This window comes from Paraburkholderia sp. J12 (assembly GCF_905220215.1).
In the GTDB taxonomy this organism is placed as follows: Bacteria; Pseudomonadota; Gammaproteobacteria; order Burkholderiales; family Burkholderiaceae; genus Paraburkholderia.
In genome coordinates, this window is record NZ_CAJMZC010000022.1 from 1 (window position 1) to 24,838 (window position 24,838).

25 protein-coding genes and 1 tRNA gene are annotated in these 24,838 nt (G+C 65.5%); 15 read left to right on the forward strand and 11 right to left on the reverse strand.

The genetic code is table 11. From position 1 onward, the window contains the following. Positions 1-135: 135 nt before the first annotated feature. Entirely contained in the window at positions 136-309 is a 174-nt protein-coding gene (locus tag U5760_RS29310; RefSeq protein ID WP_322015815.1) for a hypothetical protein, read from the reverse strand. Positions 310-445: 136 nt separating this feature from the next. Here U5760_RS29310 and U5760_RS29315 point away from each other — a divergent pair, with 136 nt between their 5' ends. Next, a complete protein-coding gene (locus U5760_RS29315; RefSeq protein WP_322015816.1) occupies positions 446-613 on the forward strand; it encodes a hypothetical protein in 168 nt (55 codons plus the stop codon). A gap of 17 nt (positions 614-630) precedes the next feature. Here U5760_RS29315 and U5760_RS29320 read toward each other — a convergent pair whose 3' ends face one another. The 4 genes from U5760_RS29320 to U5760_RS29335 form a co-directional block, all read right to left on the reverse strand. After that, on the reverse strand, positions 631-1,983 hold the full coding sequence (locus U5760_RS29320) for an MATE family efflux transporter (protein ID WP_322015817.1): 1,353 nt from the start codon (positions 1,981-1,983) through the stop codon (positions 631-633). Continuing rightward, on the reverse strand, positions 1,980-2,285 hold the full coding sequence (locus U5760_RS29325; RefSeq protein WP_322015818.1) for a DUF2288 domain-containing protein: 306 nt from the start codon (positions 2,283-2,285) through the stop codon (positions 1,980-1,982). Before U5760_RS29325 ends, U5760_RS29320 begins: the two co-directional genes overlap by 4 nt. Before the next feature lie 619 nt (positions 2,286-2,904). Next, on the reverse strand, positions 2,905-3,618 hold the full coding sequence (locus tag U5760_RS29330; protein WP_322015819.1) for a peptidoglycan DD-metalloendopeptidase family protein: 714 nt from the start codon (positions 3,616-3,618) through the stop codon (positions 2,905-2,907). 143 nt (positions 3,619-3,761) lie between these two features. Beyond that, positions 3,762-4,673 carry an aldose epimerase gene (locus tag U5760_RS29335; RefSeq protein ID WP_322015820.1) on the reverse strand — a complete coding sequence of 304 codons (912 nt, stop codon included), beginning with the start codon at positions 4,671-4,673 and terminating at the stop codon, positions 3,762-3,764. Positions 4,674-4,843: 170 nt separating this feature from the next. Between U5760_RS29335 and U5760_RS29340 the strand changes: the two genes are divergently transcribed. The 3 genes from U5760_RS29340 (at position 4,844) to U5760_RS29350 (ending at position 6,229) form a co-directional block, all read left to right on the forward strand. Then, positions 4,844-4,945 carry a UDP pyrophosphate phosphatase gene (locus tag U5760_RS29340; RefSeq protein ID WP_322015821.1) on the forward strand — a complete coding sequence of 34 codons (102 nt, stop codon included), beginning with the start codon at positions 4,844-4,846 and terminating at the stop codon, positions 4,943-4,945. A gap of 265 nt (positions 4,946-5,210) precedes the next feature. After that, a complete protein-coding gene (locus U5760_RS29345; RefSeq protein WP_322015822.1) occupies positions 5,211-6,041 on the forward strand; it encodes an undecaprenyl-diphosphate phosphatase in 831 nt (276 codons plus the stop codon). 111 nt (positions 6,042-6,152) lie between these two features. Then, positions 6,153-6,229 (forward strand) — tRNA-Arg (locus tag U5760_RS29350). 104 nt (positions 6,230-6,333) lie between these two features. On the opposite strand, the gene U5760_RS29355 is transcribed toward U5760_RS29350, so the two are convergent. Next, a complete protein-coding gene (locus U5760_RS29355) occupies positions 6,334-7,086 on the reverse strand; it encodes an SDR family oxidoreductase (RefSeq protein WP_322015875.1) in 753 nt (250 codons plus the stop codon). Positions 7,087-7,227: 141 nt separating this feature from the next. On the opposite strand from U5760_RS29355, the gene U5760_RS29360 reads away from it, so the two are divergent. Further along, complete coding sequence (locus U5760_RS29360; RefSeq protein WP_322015823.1) at positions 7,228-8,136, forward strand: LysR family transcriptional regulator; 909 nt, start codon at positions 7,228-7,230, stop codon at positions 8,134-8,136. A 195-nt stretch (positions 8,137-8,331) separates the two neighbouring features. Continuing rightward, entirely contained in the window at positions 8,332-8,559 is a 228-nt protein-coding gene (locus U5760_RS29365; protein WP_322015824.1) for a hypothetical protein, read from the forward strand. Positions 8,560-8,655: 96 nt separating this feature from the next. Here U5760_RS29365 and U5760_RS29370 read toward each other — a convergent pair whose 3' ends face one another. Further along, the gene (locus U5760_RS29370; protein WP_415914202.1) at positions 8,656-10,254 is read right to left on the reverse strand and encodes an acid phosphatase; all 1,599 of its coding nucleotides are present in this window, start codon (positions 10,252-10,254) and stop codon (positions 8,656-8,658) included. 242 nt (positions 10,255-10,496) lie between these two features. On the opposite strand from U5760_RS29370, the gene U5760_RS29375 reads away from it, so the two are divergent. Further along, positions 10,497-11,879 carry a cytochrome-c peroxidase gene (locus U5760_RS29375; RefSeq protein WP_322015826.1) on the forward strand — a complete coding sequence of 461 codons (1,383 nt, stop codon included), beginning with the start codon at positions 10,497-10,499 and terminating at the stop codon, positions 11,877-11,879. Positions 11,880-11,898: 19 nt separating this feature from the next. Here U5760_RS29375 and U5760_RS29380 read toward each other — a convergent pair whose 3' ends face one another. After that, positions 11,899-12,141: a hypothetical protein gene (locus U5760_RS29380; protein ID WP_322015827.1), complete on the reverse strand. Its 243-nt coding sequence runs from the start codon at positions 12,139-12,141 to the stop codon at positions 11,899-11,901. A 197-nt stretch (positions 12,142-12,338) separates the two neighbouring features. Here U5760_RS29380 and U5760_RS29385 point away from each other — a divergent pair, with 197 nt between their 5' ends. Both U5760_RS29385 and U5760_RS29390 read left to right on the forward strand, forming a co-directional pair. After that, positions 12,339-12,728, forward strand: a complete 390-nt coding sequence (locus U5760_RS29385) for a hypothetical protein (protein WP_322015828.1) — start codon at positions 12,339-12,341, stop codon at positions 12,726-12,728. Positions 12,729-12,738: 10 nt separating this feature from the next. Continuing rightward, a complete protein-coding gene (locus U5760_RS29390) occupies positions 12,739-13,188 on the forward strand; it encodes an NUDIX hydrolase (protein WP_322015829.1) in 450 nt (149 codons plus the stop codon). A gap of 118 nt (positions 13,189-13,306) precedes the next feature. Here the strand turns inward: U5760_RS29390 and U5760_RS29395 are convergent, their stop codons facing one another. After that, positions 13,307-15,025, reverse strand: coding sequence for a glutamine--tRNA ligase/YqeY domain fusion protein (locus U5760_RS29395; protein ID WP_322015830.1), 1,719 nt, complete (start codon positions 15,023-15,025; stop codon positions 13,307-13,309). 266 nt (positions 15,026-15,291) lie between these two features. On the opposite strand from U5760_RS29395, the gene U5760_RS29400 reads away from it, so the two are divergent. Beyond that, positions 15,292-15,852 (forward strand): RBBP9/YdeN family alpha/beta hydrolase, encoded by a 561-nt coding sequence (locus U5760_RS29400; RefSeq protein WP_322015831.1) that lies wholly within the window; start codon positions 15,292-15,294, stop codon positions 15,850-15,852. Positions 15,853-15,911: 59 nt separating this feature from the next. On the opposite strand, the gene U5760_RS29405 is transcribed toward U5760_RS29400, so the two are convergent. Further along, a complete protein-coding gene (locus tag U5760_RS29405) occupies positions 15,912-17,132 on the reverse strand; it encodes a CaiB/BaiF CoA-transferase family protein (protein ID WP_322015832.1) in 1,221 nt (406 codons plus the stop codon). Between the two features lie 431 nt (positions 17,133-17,563). Between U5760_RS29405 and alaS the strand changes: the two genes are divergently transcribed. Then, on the forward strand, positions 17,564-20,188 hold the full coding sequence (gene alaS / locus U5760_RS29410; protein WP_322015876.1) for an alanine--tRNA ligase: 2,625 nt from the start codon (positions 17,564-17,566) through the stop codon (positions 20,186-20,188). Between the two features lie 100 nt (positions 20,189-20,288). Here the strand turns inward: alaS and U5760_RS29415 are convergent, their stop codons facing one another. Beyond that, positions 20,289-21,230: a LysR substrate-binding domain-containing protein gene (locus U5760_RS29415; protein ID WP_322015833.1), complete on the reverse strand. Its 942-nt coding sequence runs from the start codon at positions 21,228-21,230 to the stop codon at positions 20,289-20,291. Positions 21,231-21,359: 129 nt separating this feature from the next. On the opposite strand from U5760_RS29415, the gene U5760_RS29420 reads away from it, so the two are divergent. From U5760_RS29420 to U5760_RS29435, 4 genes are all read left to right on the forward strand, one after another. Continuing rightward, the gene (locus tag U5760_RS29420) at positions 21,360-22,616 is read left to right on the forward strand and encodes a YbfB/YjiJ family MFS transporter (RefSeq protein ID WP_415914200.1); all 1,257 of its coding nucleotides are present in this window, start codon (positions 21,360-21,362) and stop codon (positions 22,614-22,616) included. A 158-nt stretch (positions 22,617-22,774) separates the two neighbouring features. Next, positions 22,775-23,305 carry an NUDIX domain-containing protein gene (locus U5760_RS29425; RefSeq protein WP_322015834.1) on the forward strand — a complete coding sequence of 177 codons (531 nt, stop codon included), beginning with the start codon at positions 22,775-22,777 and terminating at the stop codon, positions 23,303-23,305. Positions 23,306-23,357: 52 nt separating this feature from the next. After that, positions 23,358-23,834, forward strand: coding sequence for a thioesterase family protein (locus U5760_RS29430; RefSeq protein ID WP_322015835.1), 477 nt, complete (start codon positions 23,358-23,360; stop codon positions 23,832-23,834). A gap of 46 nt (positions 23,835-23,880) precedes the next feature. Continuing rightward, positions 23,881-24,819: a branched-chain amino acid ABC transporter permease gene (locus U5760_RS29435; RefSeq protein ID WP_322015836.1), complete on the forward strand. Its 939-nt coding sequence runs from the start codon at positions 23,881-23,883 to the stop codon at positions 24,817-24,819. Positions 24,820-24,838 lie beyond the last annotated feature (19 nt).

The following is a 24,838-nucleotide window of genomic DNA, read 5'->3' on the forward strand; positions in this document are numbered from 1 at the left end:
GTCGCATGTCGGGCGAGCAGCGCTCGTAATGCCTGTTCGATCGCTCGGCTAAAATCATCCCACGGCCTGAAAGTCAGGCCGTCGTTTGCGGATTGGCACGACGTGCGTGAGCGGGCGGAGCCACGCGCACTGAATTCAGTGCCTGCGGCGCACCCGGTCGAGCACGTGATGCGCGGCCAGCCAGTGATGCATCATGCTTTCACCGTCATGCTCCTTACGGTAGGCTCGCGACTCGAAGATCGATAGTCCGAGCAGCACGAGCAGACCGACCGCCAGGCCACTCAGGCCCGCAATAGTTTCGGCATCCATGGCAGCCTCCTTGGGTTGCAGCCATGTGACTATCTTAGGACAGCGGCGCGCAGGAAAAAATGGTGAGGATGCCTGGTCAAATGGCCCAAGCCGTTCTCCGCAGGTCTTCGAAATAAATTTGAAAGGATTTGAGCCGATGCATCGTATCTTTGTGGCCGTTGCGATGACCGTATTCCTCTCGGCGTGCGCCGACGACATGACGATCAAGCACCATAATCCCCCGCAGGATCCGCCCGACTATCACGGCGTGCCGACCGATACCCGGCCGCCGACGATGATCGACAACCCGCCTCCAGCTCAATAACGGCCTAAGCCGGCGAGCTACTTCGCCAGAGAGGCGCCCGGGCCGATCGCATCGGCGATACGAGGCAGCAACGGCGAGAGCGTCAGCCCGCGTGCGGCCATGAAAATCAGCAGCGCGACCCAAAGGCCGTGATTGCCGAAAGGGCCAACCAGACCCCACGAGGCCGCCAGAAAGGCCAGCAGCGATATCGCCATCGCACGCATGAGGTCGTGCGTGCGCGTGGCGCCGATAAAAACGCCGTCCAGCAGAAAGCCCCACACCGAAATGAGGGGGGAGAGCGCCGCCCAGGGCAAGAAAGCCTCAGCGGCGGCGCGAACGGCGGCCTGATCCGTCAGCTTTTCGATGATCCAGCCACCTGCGGCCCAGTAGATCAACGAAAATCCGAGCGCCCCCAACGCCGCCCAGAGCAGGTTCACCTTGACCGCCTGGCGGAAGGCATGTCGGTCTCGCGCGCCAATAGCGGCTCCCACCAGCGCCTCGGCGGCGTGCGCGAAGCCGTCCAGGCCATAAGCCATGAAAGTCTGGAAATTCAGCAGCAGGGCATTGGCAGCGAGTATGGCGTCGCCTTGCTTCGCCCCGAGGTGTGCAAACCAGCCGAACGACCCTACGAGACACATCGTCCGCAGGAAAATATCGCGATTGATCGCGACAAGACGCTTGAGCGCCGTGGGTTCAAGAATACTGCTCCATCGAAGCGGCGCGAGGCCGCGCGGCCGGATGTGCCAGAGCACGCCGGCGCCGAAGACGAACCCGAGCGCATCCGCTGTAGCGGTGGCCGCACCGATACCCGCGATGCCCCAGCCCAACCCATAGACGTAAAGCAGCACGGCGGCGACGTTGGCCAGGTTAATGAATACCTGCGCCGCGAGCGCGACGCGCACGCGCTGAGTGCCCAGCAGATACCCGAGCACGACGTAGTTCGCGAGAGCGAAGGGGGCGGAGCCGATGCGGGCCTCGCAGTAGAGACGGGCGTTGTGCTGCACCTCGGCGCTGCCGCCGATCAAGGCAAGTGCATACCGGATCAAGGGCAGCTGGATCGCCAGGACCGCGGCGCCGATCACGAACGCCAGCATCAACGCGCGCACCACGTTGGCTCGCAGCGCGGCCTGATCGCCCGCGCCGAACGCCTGAGCGACGAGCCCGGTCGTGCCCATGCGCAAGAAGCCGAATCCCCAGAACACGAAGTTGAAGAACAGGCCGCCCAAAGCCACACCGCCCAGATCGGCTGCGCTGCCCAGGTGGCCCGCAACCGCCGTATCGACGGCGCCGAGTATCGGCTGGGTGAGATTGGCGAGGACGATAGGAAAGGCGAGCGTCAGAACCCGCCGATGCCAGCCGCGCTCCGCAGGGAGGGGGAGACTCTCGCTCAACCGCGTTCCTGCACGCAAACCCAGGGCGAAACGACCACGGCCCAGAGCTCCGGCTTGCGATCGGCGTAATCGGCGGCGGTGGCGGCCTGCATCCGCTCCACGTGTCCCGCGGAGAGCCACTGGGTCACGCGCTCGGTGTCGTCGCTGGCAATCGCCTCGGCGACGCTGACGAGGTCGAAATCGCGTGCCACGGAAAGCAGTTTGCCTTGCGCAAAGAAACGTTCGAGATCTTGCCAGTCGATTTTTGCGGTTTCGCCCAGCAATCTGGCGTAGAGCGGACTGGGTGTGGCGTCGGTGGTCATGATCGTCGGGAAAGAGTTTTCGGCCGATACTATAAACGATCCTGCGCTGGGGGCGGCGCCCTGACTCGACGGCCGTTTTACCCTCAACCTTATTATTAATACAGAAGTGATTTTCTCCCTGATAAGGCAAAGCGCAGACAAAACCGGCATCAATAAAAGTGTTTCGGGCTCGCACCGGTTCTGCGGCTAAATCATTTCATGCGTGCGTTTGCCCACTAAATGCCTGGGACCACCAAACGATCAAATCGGCAGTCCAGATTCTTGCCGAAATCGTGGTGCGAATGAGCATCGTCCATATCGGAAGGCTAGCCCGAAAGCCCCATCAGCCAAGGTGTTGACCGATAATGTATTGATTTTGTAATGTCAAATCACCAGGCGCGTATTATGCACTGCGGCACGGTTTCCGGCGATTGCGTTCAGTGGTCAAAAGTAACGAGACCCTTAATCCGTGCGCCGCGACACATTTTTCATCGAATTAAGTGATTGCGCCGGTCCATGCCGGTTGATAGATTGCACTCGGCGCATGGTAAACCGGTCCTTTGCCGATATGCGCCAAACCCCCGTTAGCCCGGCGCCACGCCGGGCTTTTTTTTCGTCGTGCTGATGGATTTCGCGATGCTCAGCGCGACGGCAGATCGCGCGCCGGGTCGATCGAGCGGCCCTGATAACGCAGCTCGAAATGCAGCATCACGCGGTCGTTGTCGGTGCTGCCCATCTGCGCGATCTGCTGCCCCTGGGTCACCGTCTGGCCTTCCTTCACGAGCAGTGCCTGGTTGTGCGCGTAAGCGGTGAGATAGTCGCCGCCGTGTTTGATGATCAACAGGTTGCCGTAGCCGCGCAGCCCATTGCCGGCGTAGACGACGGTGCCGGCTGCGGCTGCCACCACGGGCGTGCCCGCGCTGTTGGCGATATCGATGCCCTTGGAGTTGCGTCCGTCGAAGTTGCGGATCACGGTGCCGTTGGCGGGCCAGACGAGCGAGATCGACGAGGCGGGCGCCGCTGCCGGTGCCGGAGAATCGTCGGCGGGTGCCGGCGCCGGGCGTGTCGCGCGCGGCGTGCTGCCGGACGAGGACGCGGTTGTGCCCGCTGCGCCGACGGAGCCCGCGGGTGGCGCCACGCGCAGGACCTGGCCGACTTCGATGGTGTCCGGATTGGACAGATTGTTCCAGCGCACGATGTTCTGTACCGATTGCCGGTTGCTGCGCGCGATTTTGCCCACCGTATCGCCGCGCTCCACGCGGTAATAGCCAGGGCCGACCGGGGCCGATCCGCAGGCGGCGAGTAGCGCGACTAGCGTCGCACAGGCGAAACGTCTGATTCCTGTTGCCAACATTGAACCTCGCAAGACGCTGCCGGGCGGGGCAGCCGCGCCGGCAAAACGTCTGATTTTAGCGGGTTTGACGTGGCAGACGCGTTTTCGTCCGCGCGGAGGGCGCAGCGCGAGGGCATTTCAGCAGCCGCTCGCCGCGCACGATGTCAGGCAAGCGTGCCCACACGGATCCGCAGATCGGCACGTTCGGAGGCGCCGGGCGCGAGCCAGCGCAACCCGAGTCCGTTGTGGATCGCATCGGGCAGACCGAGCCACGGCTCGATGCAGTAGAAGTCGGAATCGGCGGCTTCGGTCCAGGTCGTCACCGCGTACCACGGCAGCGAGCCAGGGCGGTCGAGCTCGATCGTCACGGTCCGGTCGAGTCCCGGCGCGATCATCTTTACCGGGGCGGAGGGTGGCGTCGGCTCGAGTACATGGAAGCGGTCCACGATGTCGGGATCGTCGAAACGGTACTGGGCTTCGCCGATTTCGGCCGCGCTGATCGAACCGTCCGGCTGCTGATGGCGGCGCACGGTGGGCGGCAATTCGAGCGTGGTTTGCCCGCGCTGCGCATGGGGCAGGGCGAAGTAGAAGTGGTGGCCCGCGTACCAGGGCAGCGGGTCGGCGCCGGTGTTGGTTGCGCTCAGCGAGACGTCGAGCGTGTGGTCGTCGGCGAGCCGGTAGGCCGCTTCGAAACGGAACGCAAACGGATAGCCCGTGCGGGTCGCCTCCGAATCGACGAGCGTCATGCGGATGCCGCGTCCGTCTTCGTCGACCTGTGCGGCAAACGGCAGATCGCGGGCGAAGCCGTGCATGGGCAGATCGCGGACGACGCCTTGCGCGTCGCGCCAGCGGCCGATCTGTCCATCGACGCGATGGCGGCCGAGGAAGGGGAACAGCAGCGGGTTGCCGCCACGCACGCGTGCGGGTTCGGCCCAGTTCGCGTGCTCGGGCCAGAAGATCACCGGCTGGCCGTCGATATGCCAGGAGAGCAGACGTCCGCCCGCCGAGGGGGCGAAGCTCAGCGTCGAAGCGCCGCTCGCGAGATCGAGGATGTCGTGCTGGGGACTGGATTCCATAAGCTCACGTGAGAAAGGGAGTGGGAAGTCGGCGTCGCCCGCGCGCGCCGTGCTCGCGGATTGTGCGCTGCTTTCGGATGCGTGAAAACCCTTCGTCGGGAAAGCGCGGGTATGGCGCGCGAAGGTGGGGACCGATAATCGCGCTACATCGTGCGATGGGGCACGGACTGATGCAGGAGGTTTCCATGGATATCGCCATGGCCATGAGTACCGCGTTGTTCGGGCTGTTCGTCGGCAGCAGCGCCTACTTTTTCTACAAAATGGCGCGCTAGGGCGCCCGCGTAACACCGCCTTTCGCTCTTCTACCTTGACGTCGCGCGCCGCTGCAGGCGGCCCTCAATAGCGCGATTCGCTCCCTCGCTATAGCACGGCTTGGTTCCGTGCGTCAGTCCGCGAAATTGTTGCGGCGCCGTAAATTTACCGACAATTTGGCCTCGAAGCTTGGCGCTCTCTGGTAGCCCCGGCATAATCGGTGCGCTTCGCCGCGCCGGCACTGCCTCGGTCCGGCTCCCTTCCACCCACTTCGAGGATCCGCGCGTGAGTCTCTGGTTTCTACTATTTCTGAGCGTGCTGCAGGGTGTCACCGAGCTCTTCCCCGTGAGCAGTCTCGGCCATACGCTGCTCGTGCCCGCGCTGTTCGGCATGCACATCGACAAGCATGCTCCCCAGTTGCTCCCGTTCCTCGTCGCGCTGCACCTGGGCACGGCGGTCGCGCTGCTGTGGTATTTCCGCAAGCGCTGGGTTGCGCTGATCCGCGGCTTCTTCGGCTCGCTCGCCGGCCGCCGCAGCGACGACGGCCACATGATGTGGGCGCTCATCATCGGCACGATTCCGGCGGGGCTGGTGGGCCTCGTGCTGGAAAAGCGCATCGAGGCGATTTTTCACGACCTGCGCATCGTGGCCGCGGCGTTGATGATCAACGGCGTACTGCTATGGTTCGGCGACCGCCTGCAACGCAGCCGCATGCATCTGGCGCCCGAGCGCCTCACGTTTGGCCAGGCGTTTCTGGTGGGCCTCGCGCAGATCGGCGCGCTGATTCCGGGTTTTTCGCGCAGTGGCCTCACGATGATCGCGGGCAATGCCGCGGGGCTGACGACCGAAAAGGCCGCCGAGTTTTCGTTCCTGCTCGGCACGCCGATCATTTTCGCCGCGGGCCTGCTCGAACTGCCGAAGCTTTTTCATGCGCGCGATCAGCTGACGACGGCGCTGGTGGGCGGCGTGCTGACGGGCATCGCCGCGTGGCTGAGCGTGCGTTTTCTGATGCGCTATTTCGAGGGCCGTGGGCGCCTCGCGTCGTTCGGGGTGTACTGCGTGATCGCCGGAGCGATCTGCCTTGGCTGGTTCGTGATGCATCCGCAACCGGTTTGACGCGGTGCGGGACGGATGCAGTCTGTAAGGTTCGGACGCGGTATAATCCACGCCCGTCTTGCCGTGCTCGACACAAGAGCGAGGCGGGTAGCGCGCTAAACGCGCTTTTACGCGACAGTAGCTCAGCTGGATAGAGCATCGGCCTTCTAAGCCGAGGGTCGGGGGTTCGAGCCCCTCCTGTCGCGCCAATGTTTTCAGGCACTTGGCCCGGTCATTGCGATCGGGCTTTTTGCTTTCTGGGATCCATGTAGGCCCCGTGTAGCCAAAATCGATCGACAAGCTTCGAGATCGACTAACCGTTCAGCGTACGACCGCCGTCGACGATGATCTCGGAGCCAATGGTCCACCTCGATTCATCAGAGGCCAGGTACAGCACTGCCTTGGCGATTTCCTCCGGGGCGCCGAAGCGACCGGCCGGAATCGTCGCCGCAATGTCCTTGTTGACTTGTTCGCGGTACGCATCGGGAATGCCGAGCTTGTCGTAAAGCGGCGTTTCGACCGGACCGGGACTGACCGCGTTGACCCGGATGCCGCGTTCCAGCAACTCGCTCGACAGCGTCTTCGACAGATTCAGGAAAGCAGCCTTGGTGGCCGCGTAGACCGACGAACGTGCTGCACCGACGTGTGCGTTGATCGAGGTATTGAGCACCACGGAAGCCGGGTTCGCGAACACGGGGAGCAGCGCCTGAATCAGGAAGTACGGCCCCTTTACGTTGATGTCGAATGAGCGGTCGAACATCTCTTCCGTCCATTGTTCGACGGGCACCCAGACCGATACGCCCGCGTTGAGGAACACCACGTCGAGCTGGCCGTAGTGATCGGCGATGACACGCGCCAGGTGCTGCTGCTCGGCGACGTTGGCCGAATCGGCGCGCAAGACGAGCACCTCGTTGCCGAGTTCGGCCTGGGCGCGGGCGATGTTCCCGGGGTTGTTGCCGGTCACGACGACGCGGGCGCCTTCGGCCAGAAAGTGTTTGGCGGTTTCGAGGCCGATACCGCTGGTGCCGCCGGTGATCAGCGTGCGTTTTCCTTGCAGGCGGGACATGGTCATTCTCCTGAGAATGAAGGGAGCAAGGCGGGTGGTGTTCCCATCCGCCATGACCGAAGAATGGACTCATGCCGATAATTGGATAAGATGGTCAGTTTGTATATATTTCATGCTCAAACTGCATGAATGGAGCAGGGTATGGACCGCTTCCTGTTGATGACCTGCTTTGCTCGAGCCGTGGAGACGGGAAGTTTCTCGGCGGCAGGACGCGATCTGGGGCTGGGTCAGCCCAATGTGAGCCGATACGTGGCGGCGCTCGAGGCGCACGTGCAGACCCGGCTGCTTCACCGGTCTACGCGGCGTCTGGCGCTGACGCCGGAAGGCGAGCGTTATTACGCCGAGGTCCGACGGATTCTCGATGCCGTCGACGATGCGGAGTCTTCGCTTCGGGACACCGTAGCGCCATCGGGACTTTTGCGAGTCGCCTGTCCCACTGCGCTGGCGCATGCATTCGTGCTCCCATGGGTGCCAACTTTTCTCGATCGATATCCGGGCATAGAGCTGGATCTGCAGATTGGCGACCGGTATGTGAATCTCGTCGACGAAGGCGCCGAACTTGCCATCCGGATCGGGCATCTCGAAGACAGCGCTTTGCGGGCACGACGCATCGGCATGTTCGAACGAGTCTGCGTCGCAAGCCGCGAATATCTTGCCAGGCGAGGTACGCCCCTTACCCCTGACGATCTGCAGCATCACGACTGTATCGTCTACACGTTGCTGTCCTCGGGCAGCACCTGGCGTTTGAGCGATCAGGAAGTTGCCGTATCCGGGCGATTGCGCGTCAATTCTCCGCAAGCCGTGCAGGAGGCCGTCAGATCGGGCGTCGGTATTGCCCATGGACCACGCTGGCTATTCGAAGCGGGTTTGACGGACGGCAGTTTGCGGTTGCTGCTGAGTGAATATGTTCCGCCGCTGGTGCCGATCCAGATTCTTTACGTAGCAAACCGTCTGTTGTCGAAGCGGGCGGTTGCCTTCATGGACTTTATTTCGGAAGCCTTTTCCATTGTTCCGGCGCTTAGTGCCGATCGACCTGCAAACGACAAATAGCGCTCAAAGGCAGGCGACACTCCGCTATCGATGTCGCATCGATGCTTTCAGGTACTTGGCGTGGCTTTTTTGCTTCGTGGCTTTCGCACAGGCCGCTTCCCTGGGCCATATCAAGAACAACCGCAGTGCAACATCAGCATCCCGCTTCGTCGCGTGCTAATTTGTAGGTTCCTTAACAACAAGGACGGAGACACGATGAACATCGACATCCATATCAAGTACACCGAGAGAGCCATCGCCGCTGCCGGCCAGTTGCCGTCCCGCCGGTTCTCGTATTCGACGGGCGTTCCTTTTCCTCAACCCGGTGACCTCATCGAAACGGAGGTCAACTCCGAAACGATGGCCTTCAAGGTGGTTGAGCGGGTGTTTTCGTTCGAACATCACTCGCTGGATATCCGTCTGTTGCTCGATCTTCCGTCCTGAGTCTGTCTGCAAAAAAACGGGGCGACCCCAAGGCCGCCCCCAAAAACACCCCGAAACCATTCAGGCCTTCAGGCGCGTCTTACCCACCCACGTGATTCAAAGCTGAATATCGAGCGCGTTGGTCAGATCACCCATCGCCGGTGCGCCGTTGCTCTTGAGCGCGGCGTCGCGGGCCGCGAGACCCGGCAGCGTCGGCAGAGCGAAGCGGCGCGTGATGAGGCGCAGGATCGACGTGGTGTCGTACTGCGTGTGATCCACGTAACCCTTCTTCGCGAGCGGCGAGACGACCAGTGCCGGAATGCGCGAGCCCGGCCCCCAGCGGTCGCCCTTCGGCGGCGCGACGTGATCCCAGAAGCCGCCGTTCTCGTCGTACGTGACCACCACGACCATGTTGTTCCACTGCGGGCTCTTCTGCAGATGCGCGATCAGGTCGGCGATGTGCTGGTCGCCCGAGCTCACGTCGGTGTAGCCCGCGTGTTCGTTCAGGTTGCCCTGCGGCTTGTAGAACGAGACTTGCGGCAACGTGCCGGCATCGATGGCCTTGATGAACTCCGCGCCGTTCATGCCGCCGTCGAGCAGATGCTTTGCGCGCGCGTCGGTGCCCGGTGCGTAGTTCGCGAAGTAATTGAACGGCTGATGGTGCGGCTGGAAGTTCGGCGCGCTCATATTGGCGCCGTAGATCACGCCGGACGTGCTGTTCTGCGCGGCCGTCAGGGCCGCACCCCAGGCGCCGCCATACCACGCCCAGCTCACCCCCGCGCCCGAGAGCAGGTCGCCGATGTTCTGCTGCGTCTGCGCCGGCATCGTCGTGGCCTGGGTCGGGTCGGCGTAGTTTGCGTCGCCGCCCGATGCGGCGGCATTGCCGCTCGGCTGATACGGCGGCTGCATCGTGTTGACGGCGTAGAAGTCCGGCGTGAGGTTGCCCGACTTCACGAACTTCGGCGCCCCCGCGAGCGCCGAAGCGGGCGAGTTCGAGGCGAGCGTGAGCGACACTCCATCGGCATTCACAGCCGAAATCGAGCCCGACGCCGGGCTCTTGTCGGCGCTCGCGTAGTACGGCGTGCAGGCGCAGACGAGCCACTGGTGATTCAGGAAGGAGCCGCCGAATGCGCCCATGAAGAAGTTGTCGGCGAGCGTGTATTGCTGCGCGAGCTTCCAGAGCGGGAGCTTGTCGGCATTCGGCGTGTAGTGGCCCATCACGAGGCCGCCCGAGTCCGCATAGGCGGCGAACATGTCGTTCTTGCCGCCGTGGATCTGCATTTGATTCTCGTAGAAGCGGTGATACAGGTCGCGCGTCGTGACCGAGAGCGGCGTGTTGAAGCCGTTCGGATCGTCGATGGCGAAGGGGCTGTTCGGCAGGTTGGCCGTCATCGCTTCGGTAATGGCCGGCGTCACGCCCGTCTGCGTCAGGCCGTTCCAGACCTTCGGCAGCGTGGGCAGCGCGGAGCCGTCGCGGTCGAGCTGCTGGGCGCTCGCCGCGCTCACGTTCTGCAGGCCGTTGGCGCCCGGGAAGTTGCCGTACAGGTTGTCGAAGCTGCGGTTTTCGGCGTAGATCACGACGATGTTCTTGACCGACGAGAGGTCGGGTTTCGTCTTCTCGCCGCCGCAGCCGGCGATGGCGAATGCGGCTGCCGCCGCTGCGGCCGTTGCCACGGGCACGAGGCGCGGCGTCCCACGGATCCATTTCCTGTTCATCATTTTTTCTATCTCTCTCGCGTTGGGGGCCCGGCCGGCGCGAGAGGGCGCCGGCCGTTGGGCGAGGCGCAGTGTCTCAATGGATTTTGACAGCAAGATGTAAATAATTACATTTAGCTTTTTATACCCCTGTGATCATCTGACTTTTGTAATTTAATGGTAATGAACATGACATACGCTTTCGCGGCTGCCGGGATGCCCATGGGCACCGGCTACCGCAATCGTTATTCAGGGATCTGTTCATGCTGTGTCGTTCGACGAAGTCGTGGGCCTCTCGGCCTTTTTCATGGCGCGCGGTGGCGCGTGCGGGTGGGTTCGCGCTGACCGCCGGGTTCGCGCTTACGCTGGCCGCCTGCGACGGTGCGGCGCCTTCGCAGGCAGGGGCAGCCGGCGAGCCCGCGCCGACGAGCGCGGACGGCAACGCCGTCGCCCCCAAAGGTGCAAAGCTCATGAAGATCTCGGCGCAGGCGGCGCCCGGGGGCCAGACGCGTGCCGAAGTCTATGCACACGTTCGCCAGATGACGGCGCTGGGCAAGCAGCTGTTTTTCGATCCGTCGCTCTCGGGCTCGGGCAAGCTCGCGTGCGCGTCGTGCCACGATCCCAGGCGCGCGTTTACGCCCGCCAACGCGCTGGCGGTGCAGATCGGCGGGACCGACATGCGCCGCCCGGGCATGCGCGCCGTGCCGACGCTCAAGTACCTGCAATCGGTGCCCGCGTTCAGCGAGCATTATCACGACTCGGACGACGAGGGCGACGAGAGCGTCGATGCGGGCCCCACCGGCGGTCTCACCTGGGACGGCCGCGTCGACCACGGTTCGGACCAGGCGCGCATTCCGCTCACGTCGGCGTTCGAGATGGCGAGTTCGCAGGAGCGGGTTGCCGCCGCGGTGCGCGCGGCGCCGTATGCCGGCGCGTTTCGCGAGGCATTCGGCGCGCGCGTGCTGGACGACGATGCCGCGACCTTCGACGCGGTGCTGCAATCGCTGGAGGCATTCGAGCAGTCGCCCGAAGTGTTCTATCCCTACACGAGCAAATACGACGCGTATCTCGCGGGCAAAGCTACGCTCACGCAGGCGGAATTGCGCGGCCTGCAGCTCTTCAACGACGAGAAGAGGGGCAATTGCGCGAGCTGTCACATCAGCCAGCGCGCGCGAGATGGTTCGCCGCCGCAGTTCTCGGACTTCGGCCTGATTGCGGTTGGCGTGCCGCGCAACCGGGCGCTTGCCATTAATCGCGATCCGCGTTTTTACGATCTGGGTGCGTGCGGTCCCGAGCGGACCGATCTGAACCATCGCGACGAATTCTGCGGACTCTTCCGCACGCCGACGCTACGCAACGTCGCATTGAAGAAGGCGTTTTTCCACAATGGCGTGTATCGCTCGCTCACGGACGTGCTGCGCTTCTACGCGCGCCGCGATACGAATCCCGAAGAGTTTTATCCCGTGGTGAACGGCAAGGTGCGCAAGTTCGACGACTTGCCGCGCCGCTACTGGGCGAACCTGAACACGGATCCGCCGTTCGACCGCAAGCCCGGCGATGCGCCGGTGTTCAGCGAGGCGGAGATCAAGGATGTGCTGGCGTTTCTGGATACGCTGACCGACGGCTGGCAGCCCCCGGCTCATTGACGGCATGCGACGGCATGCGTCAGGCGTTTGCGATCATGAAGCAGGTGATGGCGAGGGCGACGAACGATACGAGCAGGCAGACCACGCCCCCGTGCAGCAGCCGTTCGGGCCAGCGCGAGCTGGGCACGCGGATGCGCACGGCGCGGGGCACTCGCACGACGCCGCTCGGAGCGGGGAGGTAGTGGGCGACGACGGCCATGAGACCAATGCAGATGAGGGCGAGTACGAAGGCGAACGCCTGTAGGGCGATGGAGTAGGTCATGTCGGAAAAGGATGAGAAACAGCGTGGATATCGAGTGCCTCCAGAATAGAGAGCGTGGCCGCGCGCGGGTACAGGACTTGTCCGAAATGACGTGCGCGTTTGTCTGAAACGGTATGGTCGTTTGCTCAGTGTCGCGTGGGAAAAATGGGGTACATGCTATCCTCCCGGGCAACGTCAGACCGCCAAGGAGAAGTGCGATGTCGAAGATCACCCGTATGCTTTCCGGCCTCGGTGCGGCGCTGCTGCTGACCGTGGGTACGAATGCCGCTCATGCGGCCAATCTCGGTTTTCTGCACGACACGCCGGCTTCCTACATGAAGCAGGCCGACTACGACTCGCTGACCAAGGCCGTGCGCGAAGCCGTAGACCAGAAGCAGGACGGCCAGAGCACGACCTGGACCAACGAGGGCCTGCGCAACAGCGTGCAGATCGAAGCGACGATCACGCCGACCAAAACGGACAAGGACGGCGACAATACCTGCCGTACGATGCAGGTGGTGGTCACCGCGAAGCAGCAGACCATGAGCTTGCTGCCGGTCTTCTGCCGCCAGGGCTCGGGCGCCTGGGTCTACCAGAAGAAGCACTGAGCGCGACAGCGTGAGTGGCAAGATCGTGTCGTGCGGCACCGTCCTGCTCGATCCGGACGGACGCGTGCTGCTCGCGCATGCGACAGGCACGAACCACTGGGACATCCCGAAGGGGCAGGGCGAGCCCGGCGAGACCGAGAGCGAAAGCGCGCTGCGCGAGATGGTGGAGGAGACAGCCATCGTCATCGACGCATCGCGGCTCATGGATCTCGGGCGCTTCGCCTATCGGCGGGACAAGGATCTGCATCTGTTCGCGGCACGGGCGTTGCCCGACGAGCTCGATCTCTCGCGTTGCCGCTGCACGTCGCTCTTTCCGCGCCGCGAAGACGGCGTGATGATTCCCGAAATGGATGCCTGGCTATGGGTCGCGCCCGGCGACGTTGCGCGCTACGCGAGCCGGAGCCTCACGAGGCTCTTCGATACCACGCTTTCGCTGGCGGAACTGCATCGCAGGCTTTGAGGCCGGTGCAGGCGCGAAAAAGCGAGAAAAAAGCGCGAAAAAAAGCCCGTACTGCGAAGTACGGGCTTTTTGCATCCGGCGCCGACCGAACGCCGACAGCGCACTGGCGCATGCCGGGTTACTTGCCCCAGCTGTCGCGCAGTCCGACGATACGGTTGAACACCGGCTTGCCCGGCTTCGAATCGTAGCGGTCGGCCACAAAGTAGCCGTGGCGTTCGAACTGATAGCGGTCTTCCGCTGCCGCGTCGCGCGCGCCCGGTTCGAGATACGCCTGCACCACGCGCTTCGAATCCGGGTTGAGCGCCTCGAGGAAGTCGCGGCCGCCGGCATCGGGCTGCTCTTCGCGGAAGAGGCGGTCGTAGAGGCGCACTTCGGCGGGGTAGGCCTGCGCGGCGCTCACCCAGTGAATGTTGCCCTTCACCTTGTAGTTGTTCGCGCCTTCGGTGCCCGATTTGCTGTCCGGGAAGTAGTTGCAGTGCACGGCGATCACGTTGCCGTTCTCGTCCTTGTCCGCGCCCGTGCACTCGATCACGTAGCCGTAGCGCAGGCGCACCTTGTTGCCCGGGAACAGGCGGAAATAGCCCTTCGGCGGCGTTTCGTTGAAGTCCTCGCGCTCGATCCACAGTTCGCGCGAGATCGGAAACGTGCGCACGCCGCGCTCCGGATGATGCGGATGCACGGGCGCCGTGCAGTCTTCGGTCTGGCCTTCCGGATAGTTGTCGATGATGAGCTTCACCGGGTCGAGCACGGCGACCGTGCGCGGGGCCTTGGCGTCGAGGTCGTCGCGCAGCGCGCCTTCGAACACGCTCATGTCGATCCACGAATCGACCTTGGTCACGCCGATGCGCTCGCAGAAGAGCTGGATCGCTTCGGGCGTGAAGCCGCGGCGGCGCACGCCGACGATGGTGGGCATGCGCGGATCGTCCCAGCCGTCCACGTGGTTTTCGGTCACGAGCTGCAGTAGCTTGCGCTTGCTCGTGATCGCATAGGTGAGGTTCAGGCGCGAGAATTCGATCTGTTGCGGCAGCGGGCGCGAGAACACGCCGGCGTCGGCGAGTTCGGCCAGCACCCAGTCGTAGAGCGGGCGGTGGTCTTCGAACTCGAGCGTGCACAGCGAATGCGTGATGTTTTCGAGCGCGTCCGAAATGCAGTGCGTGTAGTCGTACATCGGATACACGCACCATGTGTCGCCGGTGCGGTAGTGATGCGCGAAGCGGATGCGGTAGATCACCGGATCGCGCATGTTGAAGTTCGGCGACGCCATGTCGATCTTCGCGCGCAGCACGTGCGCGCCTTCCTCGAATTCGCCGGCCTTCATGCGGCGGAACAGGTCGAGGTTTTCCTCCACCGGGCGGTCGCGGAACGGCGAGTTCTTGCCGGGCTCGGTGGCCGAGCCGCGGTTCGCGCGCATTTCGTCGGGCGACTGGCTGTCCACGTAGGCGCGGCCGCGCTGGATCAGAAGCTCGGCGAACTCGTAGAGCTTGTCGTAGTAGTCGCTCGCGTAGAAGAGGTAGTCCTTGTCGTCTTTCTTCCACTCGAAGCCGAGCCACGTGACGGCGTCGATGATCGAGTTGACGTATTCGACGTCTTCCTTCTCCGGGTTCGTGTCGTCGAAGCGCAGGTGGCACACGCCGCCGTAGCTCTGCGCGACGCCGAAGTTCAGGCAGATGCTCTTCGCGTGGCCGATGTGCAGATAGCCGTTCGGCTCCGGCGGGAAACGCGTTTCCACGCGCTGGCCCCACTTGCCCGAGCGGTTGTCGTCGTCGATGATGTTGCGGATGAAATTGGATGCCGCAGGCGCGTCCGTGCGGTCGGCGTCTTTACGTTCGGTATTCATGCGAAAAGGGGAAGATCGTTGGAGAGCGCGCGCTTTTATCGGAATTTCGCCGGGATCGGGTCGGAATCTCGCCGGCGCGCGCCAACTGGTAACAATCATTCTACCTGACGAAAAGGGGGGCGGCAGCCCTTGCGCCTGGCGGGCGGGGCCGCGCGTCATGCAGGGACCGTCTCGCGCGCCGCAAGGGCCGCTGCGGGAGCGGGCCAACGGGTCCCGCGCAGGGAATCACAACGGGTCCCGCGCAGGGAATCACGAGAGAGGCGACGATGAGCGAACAACGGGTGCTGGTGCTGCCGGGTTATCTGAATTCCGGGCCGGGGCACTGGCAGACGCGCTGGGAAGAACAGCATGCGCGCTTCACGCGCGTGCAGATGCCGGACTGGATCCACGCCGATTGCGACGCCTGGTGCGAGGCGCTCGAATCGGCGGTAGCGAAGGCCGCGGCGGCGGGCGGGGCGCGCGTGCTGCTGGCGGCGCATAGCCTCGGCTGTCTGACGGTGGCGCATTGGGTGGCGCGCTACGCCAGCGCCGAGCGGCTCGCGCAGGTGGCCGGGGCGCTGCTCGTCGCGCCGCCCGATCCGCACGGCCCGGAGTTTCCCGCCAAAGCGCGCGGCTTCGGCCCGGTGCCGCTCGTGCCGCTGCCGTTTGCGAGCATCGTCGTGGCGAGCAGCGACGATCCCTATGGCAGCGTGCCGTTCTCCGAGCGTTGCGCGCGGGCGTGGGGCAGCCGCTGGATCGGCATCGGCGCGCGCGGGCACATCAATGCAGAAAGCGGCCTCGGCGACTGGGAAGAGGGACGCGAATGGCTCGAGTCGATGGCGGCTTGATGGCGGCTTGAGGGCCGCCATCGTGTGACAGGCGGGTTAGCCGGGCACGTGAGCCCGCGCTAGACCACGCCCTTGTCGCGCAACGCGGCGACCCGATCCGTGTCGTAACCCAGCACCTCGCGCAGTACCGCTTCGGTGTGCTCGCCCAGCATCGGCGGATGGCTGGCCACGCGCGGCGGCGTCTCGCTCATGCGCACGGGGTTGCGCACGAGCTTCACGGTGCCGCCCGAAGGGTGCGGCAGATCCACCTGCAAGCCCCGCGCGAGCACCTGCTCGTTCTCGAACACCTCGCCCAGATCGTTGATGGGCCCGCACGGCACGCCTGCCGTTTCGAGCGCCGCGATCCAGTCGGCCTTGCTGCGCGTGCGGACCATCTCCGCGAGGATCGGCACGAGCGTGTCGCGGTGGCGCACGCGTTCGGGGTTGGTCGCGAAGCGTACGTCGTCGGCCAGCTCGGGCCGGCCGCCCATGTCGACGAACTTGCGGAATTGCCCGTCGTTGCCGACGGCGATGATGATCCAGCTGTCGCTCGTCTGGAACGCCTGGTAAGGGACGATGTTCGGATGCGCGTTGCCCCAGCGCGCAGGCGCCTTGCCGCTCGCGAGGAAGTTCGAGTTCATGTTCGCGAGCATGGCCACCTGCACGTCGAGGAGCGCCATGTCGATGTACTGGCCCACGCCCGTGCGGTCGCGGTGCGCGAGTGCGGTGAGCACGGCGACGCTCGCGTACATGCCCGTCATCAGGTCGGCGATGGCGACGCCCGCTTTCTGCGGACCGCCGCCCGGCAGGCTGTCGCGCTCCCCGGTGATGCTCATGAAGCCGCCCATGCCCTGCACGATGAAGTCGTAGCCCGCGCGCGAGGCGTACGGCCCGGTCTGGCCGAAGCCCGTGACCGAGCAGTAGACGATATCGGGCTTCACCTCGCGCAGCGACGCGTAGTCGAGCCCGTACTTCTTCAACTGGCCGGCCTTGTAGTTTTCGAGCACCACGTCGCTTTGCGCGGCCAGCTCGCGCACGATGCGCTGCCCCTCGGGCGTGGCGATGTCCACGGTCACGGAGCGCTTGTTGCGATTGGCCGCGAGGTAGTAGGCGGCTTCGGCCGTATCCGCGCCGTCCGGCGTCTTCAGGTAGGGCGGCCCCCAGTGGCGCGTGTCGTCGCCGGCGCCGGGGCGCTCCACCTTGATCACGTCGGCGCCGAAGTCGGCGAGGGTCTGCGCGCACCACGGCCCTGCGAGCACGCGGGTGAGGTCGAGTACGCGGATATGGCTCAGAGCGCCCATACAGTGTCGTCCCATGTCGTTATCAGGCGGTCCGCGAGCGCGGTCCGTTCCGGCATGGTAAGCGATTCGCGCCCGATAGTGGAATTTTCGGTACGATGTTTCGCATGGCGGAACATCGCGAAACGCCGCGTGATTCCGCTCGACCGCGCCCGACCGCACCCGATGTCGCGCCTTCGCACGCTGCTTGGGGCGCGCTGCCGCGAGCCCGCGTCGATCCCGTATAATCGACCGATTCCCCCAGCGTGCAACGGCAACGCGAACGGGCCCGGAAGGGCCGTTCGGTGGCCGGCGCGTCGCTGATCGAAACCGCTACGAACCAGTACGAACCCGGCCGGATGCTGCCGGGCCGTCAGGCCGGCGCCTCGCGCGCGGCGTGCCGGCCACGCGGCCCGAGAACCGGGATCCACGCACAGGACGCCCGCAAGCACGCCATGAAAGCCGCCGAAATCCGCGAGAAATTCCTCAAGTTCTTTGAATCGAAGGGCCACACGATCGTGCGCTCGTCGAGCCTCGTGCCGGGCAACGACCCGACGCTGCTGTTCACCAACTCCGGCATGGTGCAGTTCAAGGACGTGTTCCTCGGCACCGACAAGCGCCCGTATTCGCGCGCGACCACCGCGCAGCGCAGCGTGCGCGCCGGCGGCAAGCACAACGACCTGGAGAACGTCGGCTACACCGCGCGTCACCACACGTTCTTCGAGATGCTCGGCAACTTCTCGTTCGGCGACTACTTCAAGCGCGACGCGATCCACTACTGCTGGGAACTGCTGACGAAGGTCTACAACCTGCCGGCGGAAAAGCTCACGGTCACGGTCTACCAGGAAGACGACGAAGCCTACGATATCTGGGCTAAGGAAATCGGCGTGCCGCCCGAGCGCATCATCCGCATCGGCGACAACAAGGGCGCGCGCTACGCGTCGGACAACTTCTGGCAGATGGCCGACACCGGCCCCTGCGGCCCGTGCTCGGAAGTGTTCTACGACCACGGTCCCGAAGTGTGGGGCGGCCCTCCGGGGTCTCCCGAAGAAGACGGCGACCGCTTCATCGAGATCTGGAATCTCGTGTTCATGCAGTTCAACCGCGACGCCCAGGGCAACATGACGCCGCTGCCCAAGCAGTGCGTGGATACGGGCATGGGCCTCGAACGTCTCGCCGCCGTGCTGCAGCATGTGCACAGCAACTACGAGATCGATCTGTTCCAGACGCTCATCCAGGCCGCCGGCCGCGAAACGCATACGGCCGACCTCACGAACAACTCGCTGAAGGTCATTGCCGACCACATCCGCGCGTGCTCGTTCCTGATCGTCGATGGCGTGATTCCCGGCAACGAAGGCCGCGGCTACGTGCTGCGCCGGATCGTGCGTCGCGCGATCCGCCACGGCTACAAGCTCGGCCAGCGTCAGGCGTTCTTCCACAAGCTCGTGGCGGACCTCGTGGCCGAAATGGGCGCGGCCTACCCGGAACTCAAGGAAGCCGAGCAGCGCGTGACCGACGTGCTGCGCCAGGAAGAAGAGCGCTTCTTCGAAACCATCGAGCACGGCATGTCGATTCTCGACGCCGCGCTGGCGGATCTCGAAGCGAAGGGCGGCAAGACGCTCGACGGCGAACTCGCGTTCAAGCTGCACGACACCTACGGCTTTCCGCTCGACCTGACGGCCGACGTGTGCCGCGAGCGCAACGTGACGGTGGACGAGCCGGCCTTCGACGACGCCATGGCGCGTCAGCGCGAGCAGGCTCGCGCGGCGGGCAAGTTCAAGATGGCGCAAGGCCTCGAATACTCGGGCGCGAAGACCACGTTCCACGGCTACGAAGAGATCGTGTTCGACGACGCGAAGGTCATCGCGCTCTACGTGGACGGCGTTTCGGTCAACGAAGTGCAGACGGGCCAGGATGCCGTGGTGGTGCTCGACCACACGCCGTTTTATGCGGAGTCGGGCGGCCAGGTGGGCGACCAGGGCGTGATCTCGAACGCGAGCGTGCGCTTTGCCGTCGCCGATACGCTGAAGGTTCAGGCCGACGTGGCGGGCCATCACGGTACGCTCGAGCAGGGCACGCTCAAGGTGGGCGACGTCGTGAAGGCGGAAATCGACGCCATCCGCCGCGCCCGCACGGCGCGCAACCACTCGGCGACGCACCTGATGCACAAGGCGCTGCGCGAAGTGCTGGGCGCGCACGTGCAGCAGAAGGGCTCGCTCGTCGATGCGGACAAGACCCGCTTCGACTTCGCCCATAACGCGCCGATGACCGACGACGAAATCCGCCGCGTGGAAGCCATCGTCAACGCGGAAGTGCTCGCGAACGCACCCGGCATCGTGCGCGTGATGTCCTACGACGAAGCGGTGAAGGGCGGCGCGATGGCGCTCTTCGGCGAGAAGTACGGCGACGAAGTGCGCGTGCTCGATCTCGGCTTCTCGCGCGAGCTGTGCGGCGGCACGCACGTCACGCGCAGCGGCGACATCGGCCTCTTCAAGATCGTGATGGAAGGCGGCGTCGCGGCCGGCATCCGTCGTGTGGAAGCGATCACGGGCGACAATGCCGTGCGTTTCGTGCAGGACCTCGATGCGCGCATCAACGCGGCCGCGGCGGCGCTCAAGGCGCAGCCTTCGGAGCTCACGCAGCGTATCGCGCAGGTGCAGGACCAGGTGAAGTCGCTCGAGAAGGAACTGGGCGCGCTCAAGTCGAAGCTGGCGTCGAGCCAGGGCGACGAACTCGTGGGCCAGGCGGTCGAGGTGAACGGCGTGCAGGTGCTCGCCGCGACGCTCGAAGGCGCCGACGCGAAGACGCTGCGCGAAACCGTGGACAAGCTCAAGGACAAGCTCAAGAGCGCAGCGATCGTGCTGGCGGCGGTGGAAGGCGGCAAGGTCAGCCTGATCGCGGGCGTGACCGCCGAGGCGAGCAAGAAGGTCAAGGCCGGCGAGCTCGTGAACTTCGTCGCGCAGCAGGTGGGCGGCAAGGGCGGTGGCCGTCCCGACATGGCGCAGGCGGGCGGCACGGAGCCGGCCAACCTGCCGGCCGCGCTCGCGGGCGTGAAGGGCTGGGTCGAAGCGAAGCTGTAAAGCAACGCGTTCCGGCAGTGCGGTGTTCATGCCGCACGCGCCGCGATCGAAGGGCTGCTCCTCGAGGGCGGCCCTTTTCGTTTGGGGCGGCCGGTATCGTTCAGGCCGTTGCCTGCACGCCTTCGGCTGAGGTGGCCGCTGCGCCGCTTGCCGTATGGCGGCCCGCGACAGACGCGGCGCTCTCCAGCAACGCATGCTTGAGCGCGTCGAGCGCCGGCGAATAGTGCCCGCGCCGCCAGACCAGCAACGTGTCGATGAGTCCCTGCGCGCCGAGCGAGTGCATCGCGATTTCATCGACGTTGCGTTGCAGTTCCAGCACCGAGCGCGGCGCGACGGCCACGCCCGCACCCGCGGCCACGCACGCGACGATCGCGTGGTACGAGCCCAGTTCGAGCACGCGCGTCGGCCGGATGCCATGTTCGAGATACCAGCGCTCGACATAGCTGCGGTACGCGCAGCCGCGCTCGAACGCCACGAGGGTCGAAAGCGCGACGTCGCCGGGCTGGCGGATGGGCCGGTGCCCGCGCGGGGTCAGCATCACGAGTTCTTCGCGATAGACCGGCACGTATTCGAAGACTTCGGTGTCCGGTGCTCCCGAGAGCGGCGTGGAGATGAGCGCCGCGTCCACCTCGAATTCGCGCAGGCGCTCGATCAGGCGGCCCGTGGTGCCCGTCTCCAGTTCGAGCGTCACGTCGGGCCAGTTTTGGTGATAACGCGCGAGTACGCTGGGCAGGCGGCTCGCCGCCGTGCTCTCCATCGTGCCGAGACGCAGCCGTCCCGTGGGCCGCCCGGCCTTGACCGCGTGGCGCGCTTCGTCGGCGAGGGCGAGCAGGCGCTCGGCGTAGGGCAGGAGCGTCTCGCCCGCGGGCGTGAGGACGAGCCGGCGACCGTCGCGCGTGAAAAGCTCGGCGCCCAGTTGCTCCTCCAGCTGCTTGATGCGGGTCGTGACGTTCGACTGCACGCGGTTGAGCTTCGCCGCCGCGCGCGTGACGCCGTTTTCGCGGACCACGGCCCGGAAAATCGCGAGCGCCGCCAGATCCATGATTCTCTCCTTGGGATGGATTAATTCATGATAATTCATTTTTCGTGAACGGTTCGCCGGCCTAAGATGCAATGGAGCCGCTTTGCCATTGCGCCGTCTTTTGCCCCAGTTTTTGCCCCGTTTGCCGCCATGAACGATCTCGCCCGCCGTCCCGCCGTTGCCCGCGTCGAACCGCATGCCGCCATGACGGCCGCTGTGGACGGGGACGCGCACCGCCCCGACGCCGCCCGCCGCGCCGCGCTGGCCTGCATGGTCACGCTCGCGGTGGCGCTGGGCGTGGGGCGCTTTGCATTCACGCCGCTCCTGCCGCTGATGCTGCATGGCGGCGGCCTCGATCTGCGGCACGGCGGCTGGCTCGCCTCGCTCAACTACGCGGGTTATTTCGCCGGCGCGCTCAGCTGCGTGGCGCTGCGCATCCCGCACGCGAAGATCGTGCGCGCGGGACTCGCCGCGACCGTGCTGCTGACCCTCGCGATGGGGCTCACGCAACAGTTCTGGATCTGGGCCATCGTGCGTTTCGTGGCTGGCGCGGTGAGCGCGTGGACCTTCGTGTTCGCCTCCCAGTGGGGCTTGCGGCGCCTCGCGCAACTGGACGCGAACGAATGGGGCGGCGTGATCTATACGGGCCCGGGTTTCGGCATCGTGGCGACCGGGCTGCTCGTGAGCGCCGCGGGCGGGCTTGGGGCGCGGGCCGGGTGGATCGGCTTCGGCCTTGTCAGCGCAGTGCTGGCCGTGCTCGTATGGAAAACCTTCGGTGAGGATGTGCGTGCGCCGGCATCTCCACCCACCAGCGGGGCCGCGAACGCTAATACGCCTGCCACGCCTGCCGCCGAACCCGGCGCGCGCCACGTCGATGCCTTCTGGCTCGTTCTGCTCTATGGCGTGCCCGGCTTCGGCTACATCATCACCGCGACCTTCCTGCCCGTGATCGCGCGTCATGCGCTGCCCGGCTCGGCGTGGCCCGACCTGTTCTGGCCGATGTTCGGCGCGGCGCTGGTGGTGGGCGCGCTCGTCGGGGCGCGGCTGCCGTTTCACTGGGACAACCGCCTGATGCTGGCGGGCTGCTACGTGCTCCAGGCGGTGGGTATCGCTCTTGGGATCGTCTGGCCGAATGCGGCGGGCTTCTCGTTTGGCAGCGTGCTGATCGGTTTGCCGTTCACGGCGATCACGCTGTTCGCGATGCGCGAGGCGCGTCTGCTGCGCGGCGAGCATGCCGCCGCGCTGATGGGTTATGCGACGGCCGCCTACGGCATCGGCCAGATTGCCGGGCCGCTCGTGGCCGCGCCGCTGGCGGCCGCGACGGGCTCGTTCTCGCCGTCGCTGTGGCTCGCGGCGGGAACGCTCGTCGCCGGCGCGCTGGGGCTCGTCTGGCGCACGCGGGTGTGAGAGGGCGCGCAGGTAGCAGTCGTGGCCTGAACGGCGGCCTTCTGCGGCCCCGCACGCGCGGCGGGATAGCACACTAAAATAAGCGCTTCGCGTCCGCCGCGAGCGTGCCCGCCGGGCCGCGCGGCCGCGCTTCTTATCCCGTGCGCGCCCTCGCCATCATGAGCGATTACCAGTTCTGCCCCCGCTGTGCCTCGCCTCTCACCGAACGCGCCGATCCCGCCCACGAAGGCGGCCGCGTGCGCCAGGCCTGTCCCGATTCCGGGTGCGGCTACGTCCACTGGAACAATCCGCTGCCGGTCGTCGCGGCGATCGTCGAATACGAAGGCCGCGTGCTGCTCGCGCGCAACGCCGCCTGGCCCGAGGGCATGTTCGCGCTCATCACCGGCTTTCTCGAAAACGGCGAAACGCCGGAAGAAGGCATCGCGCGCGAAGTCTTCGAAGAGACCGCGCTGCGCGCCGAGAGCGTCGAGCTCATCGGGGTCTACGAGTTCATCCGCAAGAACGAGCTCATCATCGCGTATCACGTCAAGGCCACGGGCACGGTCGCGCTTTCGCCGGAGCTGCTCGAATACCGGCTTGTCGAGCCCGCGAAGTTGCGGCCGTGGCGCGCGGGCACGGGCCAGGCGCTCGGCGAGTGGATGCGCCGGCGCGGCCTGCCGTTCGAATTCGTCGAGCGGCCCGGGCAGTAATGTCCGCGCCGCAACCGCCGATCTTTCGCCCCACCTGTCCAGGATCTTGCCGATGAACCGACCCGTCACCGTCGTCCGCGCCGCTTATCGCCACTTCTTGCCGATCGGCACGCGCTGGATGGACAACGATGTCTATGGCCACGTGAACAACGTCGTCTACTACAGCTACTTCGACACGGTGGTGAACGAGTACCTGATCCGCGCGGGCGCGCTCGACATCGAGCAGGGCGCGACGATCGGGCTCGTGGTCGAGACGCAGTGCAACTATTTCGCGCCGCTCGTGTTTCCGGAGCGCGTGGATGCCGGGCTGCGCGTCGCGCGCCTCGGTTCGTCGAGCGTGCGCTACGAGGTGGGGCTCTTTCGCGAAGGCGAGGAGACGCCCGCGGCGCAGGGCCATTTCGTGCACGTGTACGTCGATCGTGCCACGCGCCGCCCCGTGAGCGCGCTGCCTGACGCGCTGCGCGCCGCGCTTGAGCCGCTCGTCGTGACGGGCGCAGCGGCCGCCGCGGTCGATTCTGCGCGCGGCTGAACCGCCGCGCCAGACCGACTCGCGCATCGAGAACCGGGACCCCCGCGTGCAGGCCTTCGCCATCGACGTGCTCAACGGCCTCAGCTACGGGCTCCTGCTTTTCATGCTGTCCGCGGGGCTCACGCTGATCTTCAGCATGCTCGGCGTGCTCAATTTCGCGCACGCGAGCTTCTACATGCTCGGCGCCTACCTGGGCGTGAGCTTCGCGATCTGGCTGGGCTTCGGCTGGGCGCTCGTGCTCGCGCCGCTCGTGGCGGGACTGGCCGGCGCGGTATTCGAATGGGCGCTGCTGCGGCGTGTGCGGCCGGCCGGACCGCTCAATGCCTTGCTGCTCACGTTTGGCGCGGCGTGGGCGATCGGCGAACTCGTGAAGCTCGTCTGGGGTTTGCAGCCGCTCGCCGCGCCGCTGCCCGCACGCCTCGACGGCCCGCTCTTCACCCTCGGCGGCGCGGCGTTCCCGCGTTATCGCGCGTTCGTGCTCGTCGTGGCCGCGTGCATGCTCGGGCTGCTGTACGCCGTGCTGCGCATTTCGCAGACAGGGCTCGTGGTGCGCGCCGCGCTCACGCATGCGCGCGCCGTCGAGGCGCTCGGCCACGACGTGCCCCGTGTTCAGACGATGGTATTCGCGTTCGGCACGGCGCTCGCCGCGCTGGCGGGTGCCGTGGCTGCACCGCTTTTCGTCGTCGAACCGGCGATGGCCGAGTCGGTCGGCTCGATCGTCTTCGTCGTGGTCGTGATCGGCGGCCTCGGGTCGCTGGGTGGCGCGTTCGTGGCGTCGCTCGTGGTGGGGCTGCTGCAGACCTTCGCTGTTTCGAGCGAGGTTTCGTTGGGCAACTTCGTCGAGCTCTGGGGTGTGCCGCTGCCCGACGCCTGGCGCGCGCTGACGCTCGCGCAGTTCGCGCCGCTGCTGCCGTATCTGCTGCTCGTCGCCATGCTTGCCGTGCGTCCGCAGGGCCTCTTCGGCCAGCGCGGCGAGGACGATTGATGGAAGGCCGCTTGCGCGC

Excerpts from the sequence above, each read along its gene's own strand:
- U5760_RS29310 (WP_322015815.1), bottom strand. The coding sequence starts at position 309 with ATGGATGCCGAAACTATTGCGGGCCTGAGTGGCCTGGCGGTCGGTCTG.
- U5760_RS29315 (WP_322015816.1), top strand. The coding sequence starts at position 446 with ATGCATCGTATCTTTGTGGCCGTTGCGATGACCGTATTCCTCTCGGCG.
- U5760_RS29325 (WP_322015818.1), bottom strand. The coding sequence starts at position 2,285 with ATGACCACCGACGCCACACCCAGTCCGCTCTACGCCAGATTGCTGGGC.
- U5760_RS29330 (WP_322015819.1), bottom strand. The coding sequence starts at position 3,618 with ATGTTGGCAACAGGAATCAGACGTTTCGCCTGTGCGACGCTAGTCGCG.
- U5760_RS29335 (WP_322015820.1), bottom strand. The coding sequence starts at position 4,673 with ATGGAATCCAGTCCCCAGCACGACATCCTCGATCTCGCGAGCGGCGCT.
- U5760_RS29340 (WP_322015821.1), top strand. The coding sequence starts at position 4,844 with ATGCAGGAGGTTTCCATGGATATCGCCATGGCCATGAGTACCGCGTTG.
- U5760_RS29355 (WP_322015875.1), bottom strand. The coding sequence starts at position 7,086 with ATGTCCCGCCTGCAAGGAAAACGCACGCTGATCACCGGCGGCACCAGC.
- U5760_RS29360 (WP_322015823.1), top strand. The coding sequence starts at position 7,228 with ATGGACCGCTTCCTGTTGATGACCTGCTTTGCTCGAGCCGTGGAGACG.
- U5760_RS29365 (WP_322015824.1), top strand. The coding sequence starts at position 8,332 with ATGAACATCGACATCCATATCAAGTACACCGAGAGAGCCATCGCCGCT.
- U5760_RS29370 (WP_415914202.1), bottom strand. The coding sequence starts at position 10,254 with ATGAACAGGAAATGGATCCGTGGGACGCCGCGCCTCGTGCCCGTGGCA.
- U5760_RS29375 (WP_322015826.1), top strand. The coding sequence starts at position 10,497 with ATGCTGTGTCGTTCGACGAAGTCGTGGGCCTCTCGGCCTTTTTCATGG.
- U5760_RS29380 (WP_322015827.1), bottom strand. The coding sequence starts at position 12,141 with ATGACCTACTCCATCGCCCTACAGGCGTTCGCCTTCGTACTCGCCCTC.
- U5760_RS29385 (WP_322015828.1), top strand. The coding sequence starts at position 12,339 with ATGTCGAAGATCACCCGTATGCTTTCCGGCCTCGGTGCGGCGCTGCTG.
- U5760_RS29395 (WP_322015830.1), bottom strand. The coding sequence starts at position 15,025 with ATGAATACCGAACGTAAAGACGCCGACCGCACGGACGCGCCTGCGGCA.
- U5760_RS29400 (WP_322015831.1), top strand. The coding sequence starts at position 15,292 with ATGAGCGAACAACGGGTGCTGGTGCTGCCGGGTTATCTGAATTCCGGG.
- U5760_RS29405 (WP_322015832.1), bottom strand. The coding sequence starts at position 17,132 with ATGGGCGCTCTGAGCCATATCCGCGTACTCGACCTCACCCGCGTGCTC.
- alaS (WP_322015876.1), top strand. The coding sequence starts at position 17,564 with ATGAAAGCCGCCGAAATCCGCGAGAAATTCCTCAAGTTCTTTGAATCG.
- U5760_RS29415 (WP_322015833.1), bottom strand. The coding sequence starts at position 21,230 with ATGGATCTGGCGGCGCTCGCGATTTTCCGGGCCGTGGTCCGCGAAAAC.
- U5760_RS29420 (WP_415914200.1), top strand. The coding sequence starts at position 21,360 with ATGAACGATCTCGCCCGCCGTCCCGCCGTTGCCCGCGTCGAACCGCAT.
- U5760_RS29425 (WP_322015834.1), top strand. The coding sequence starts at position 22,775 with ATGAGCGATTACCAGTTCTGCCCCCGCTGTGCCTCGCCTCTCACCGAA.
- U5760_RS29430 (WP_322015835.1), top strand. The coding sequence starts at position 23,358 with ATGAACCGACCCGTCACCGTCGTCCGCGCCGCTTATCGCCACTTCTTG.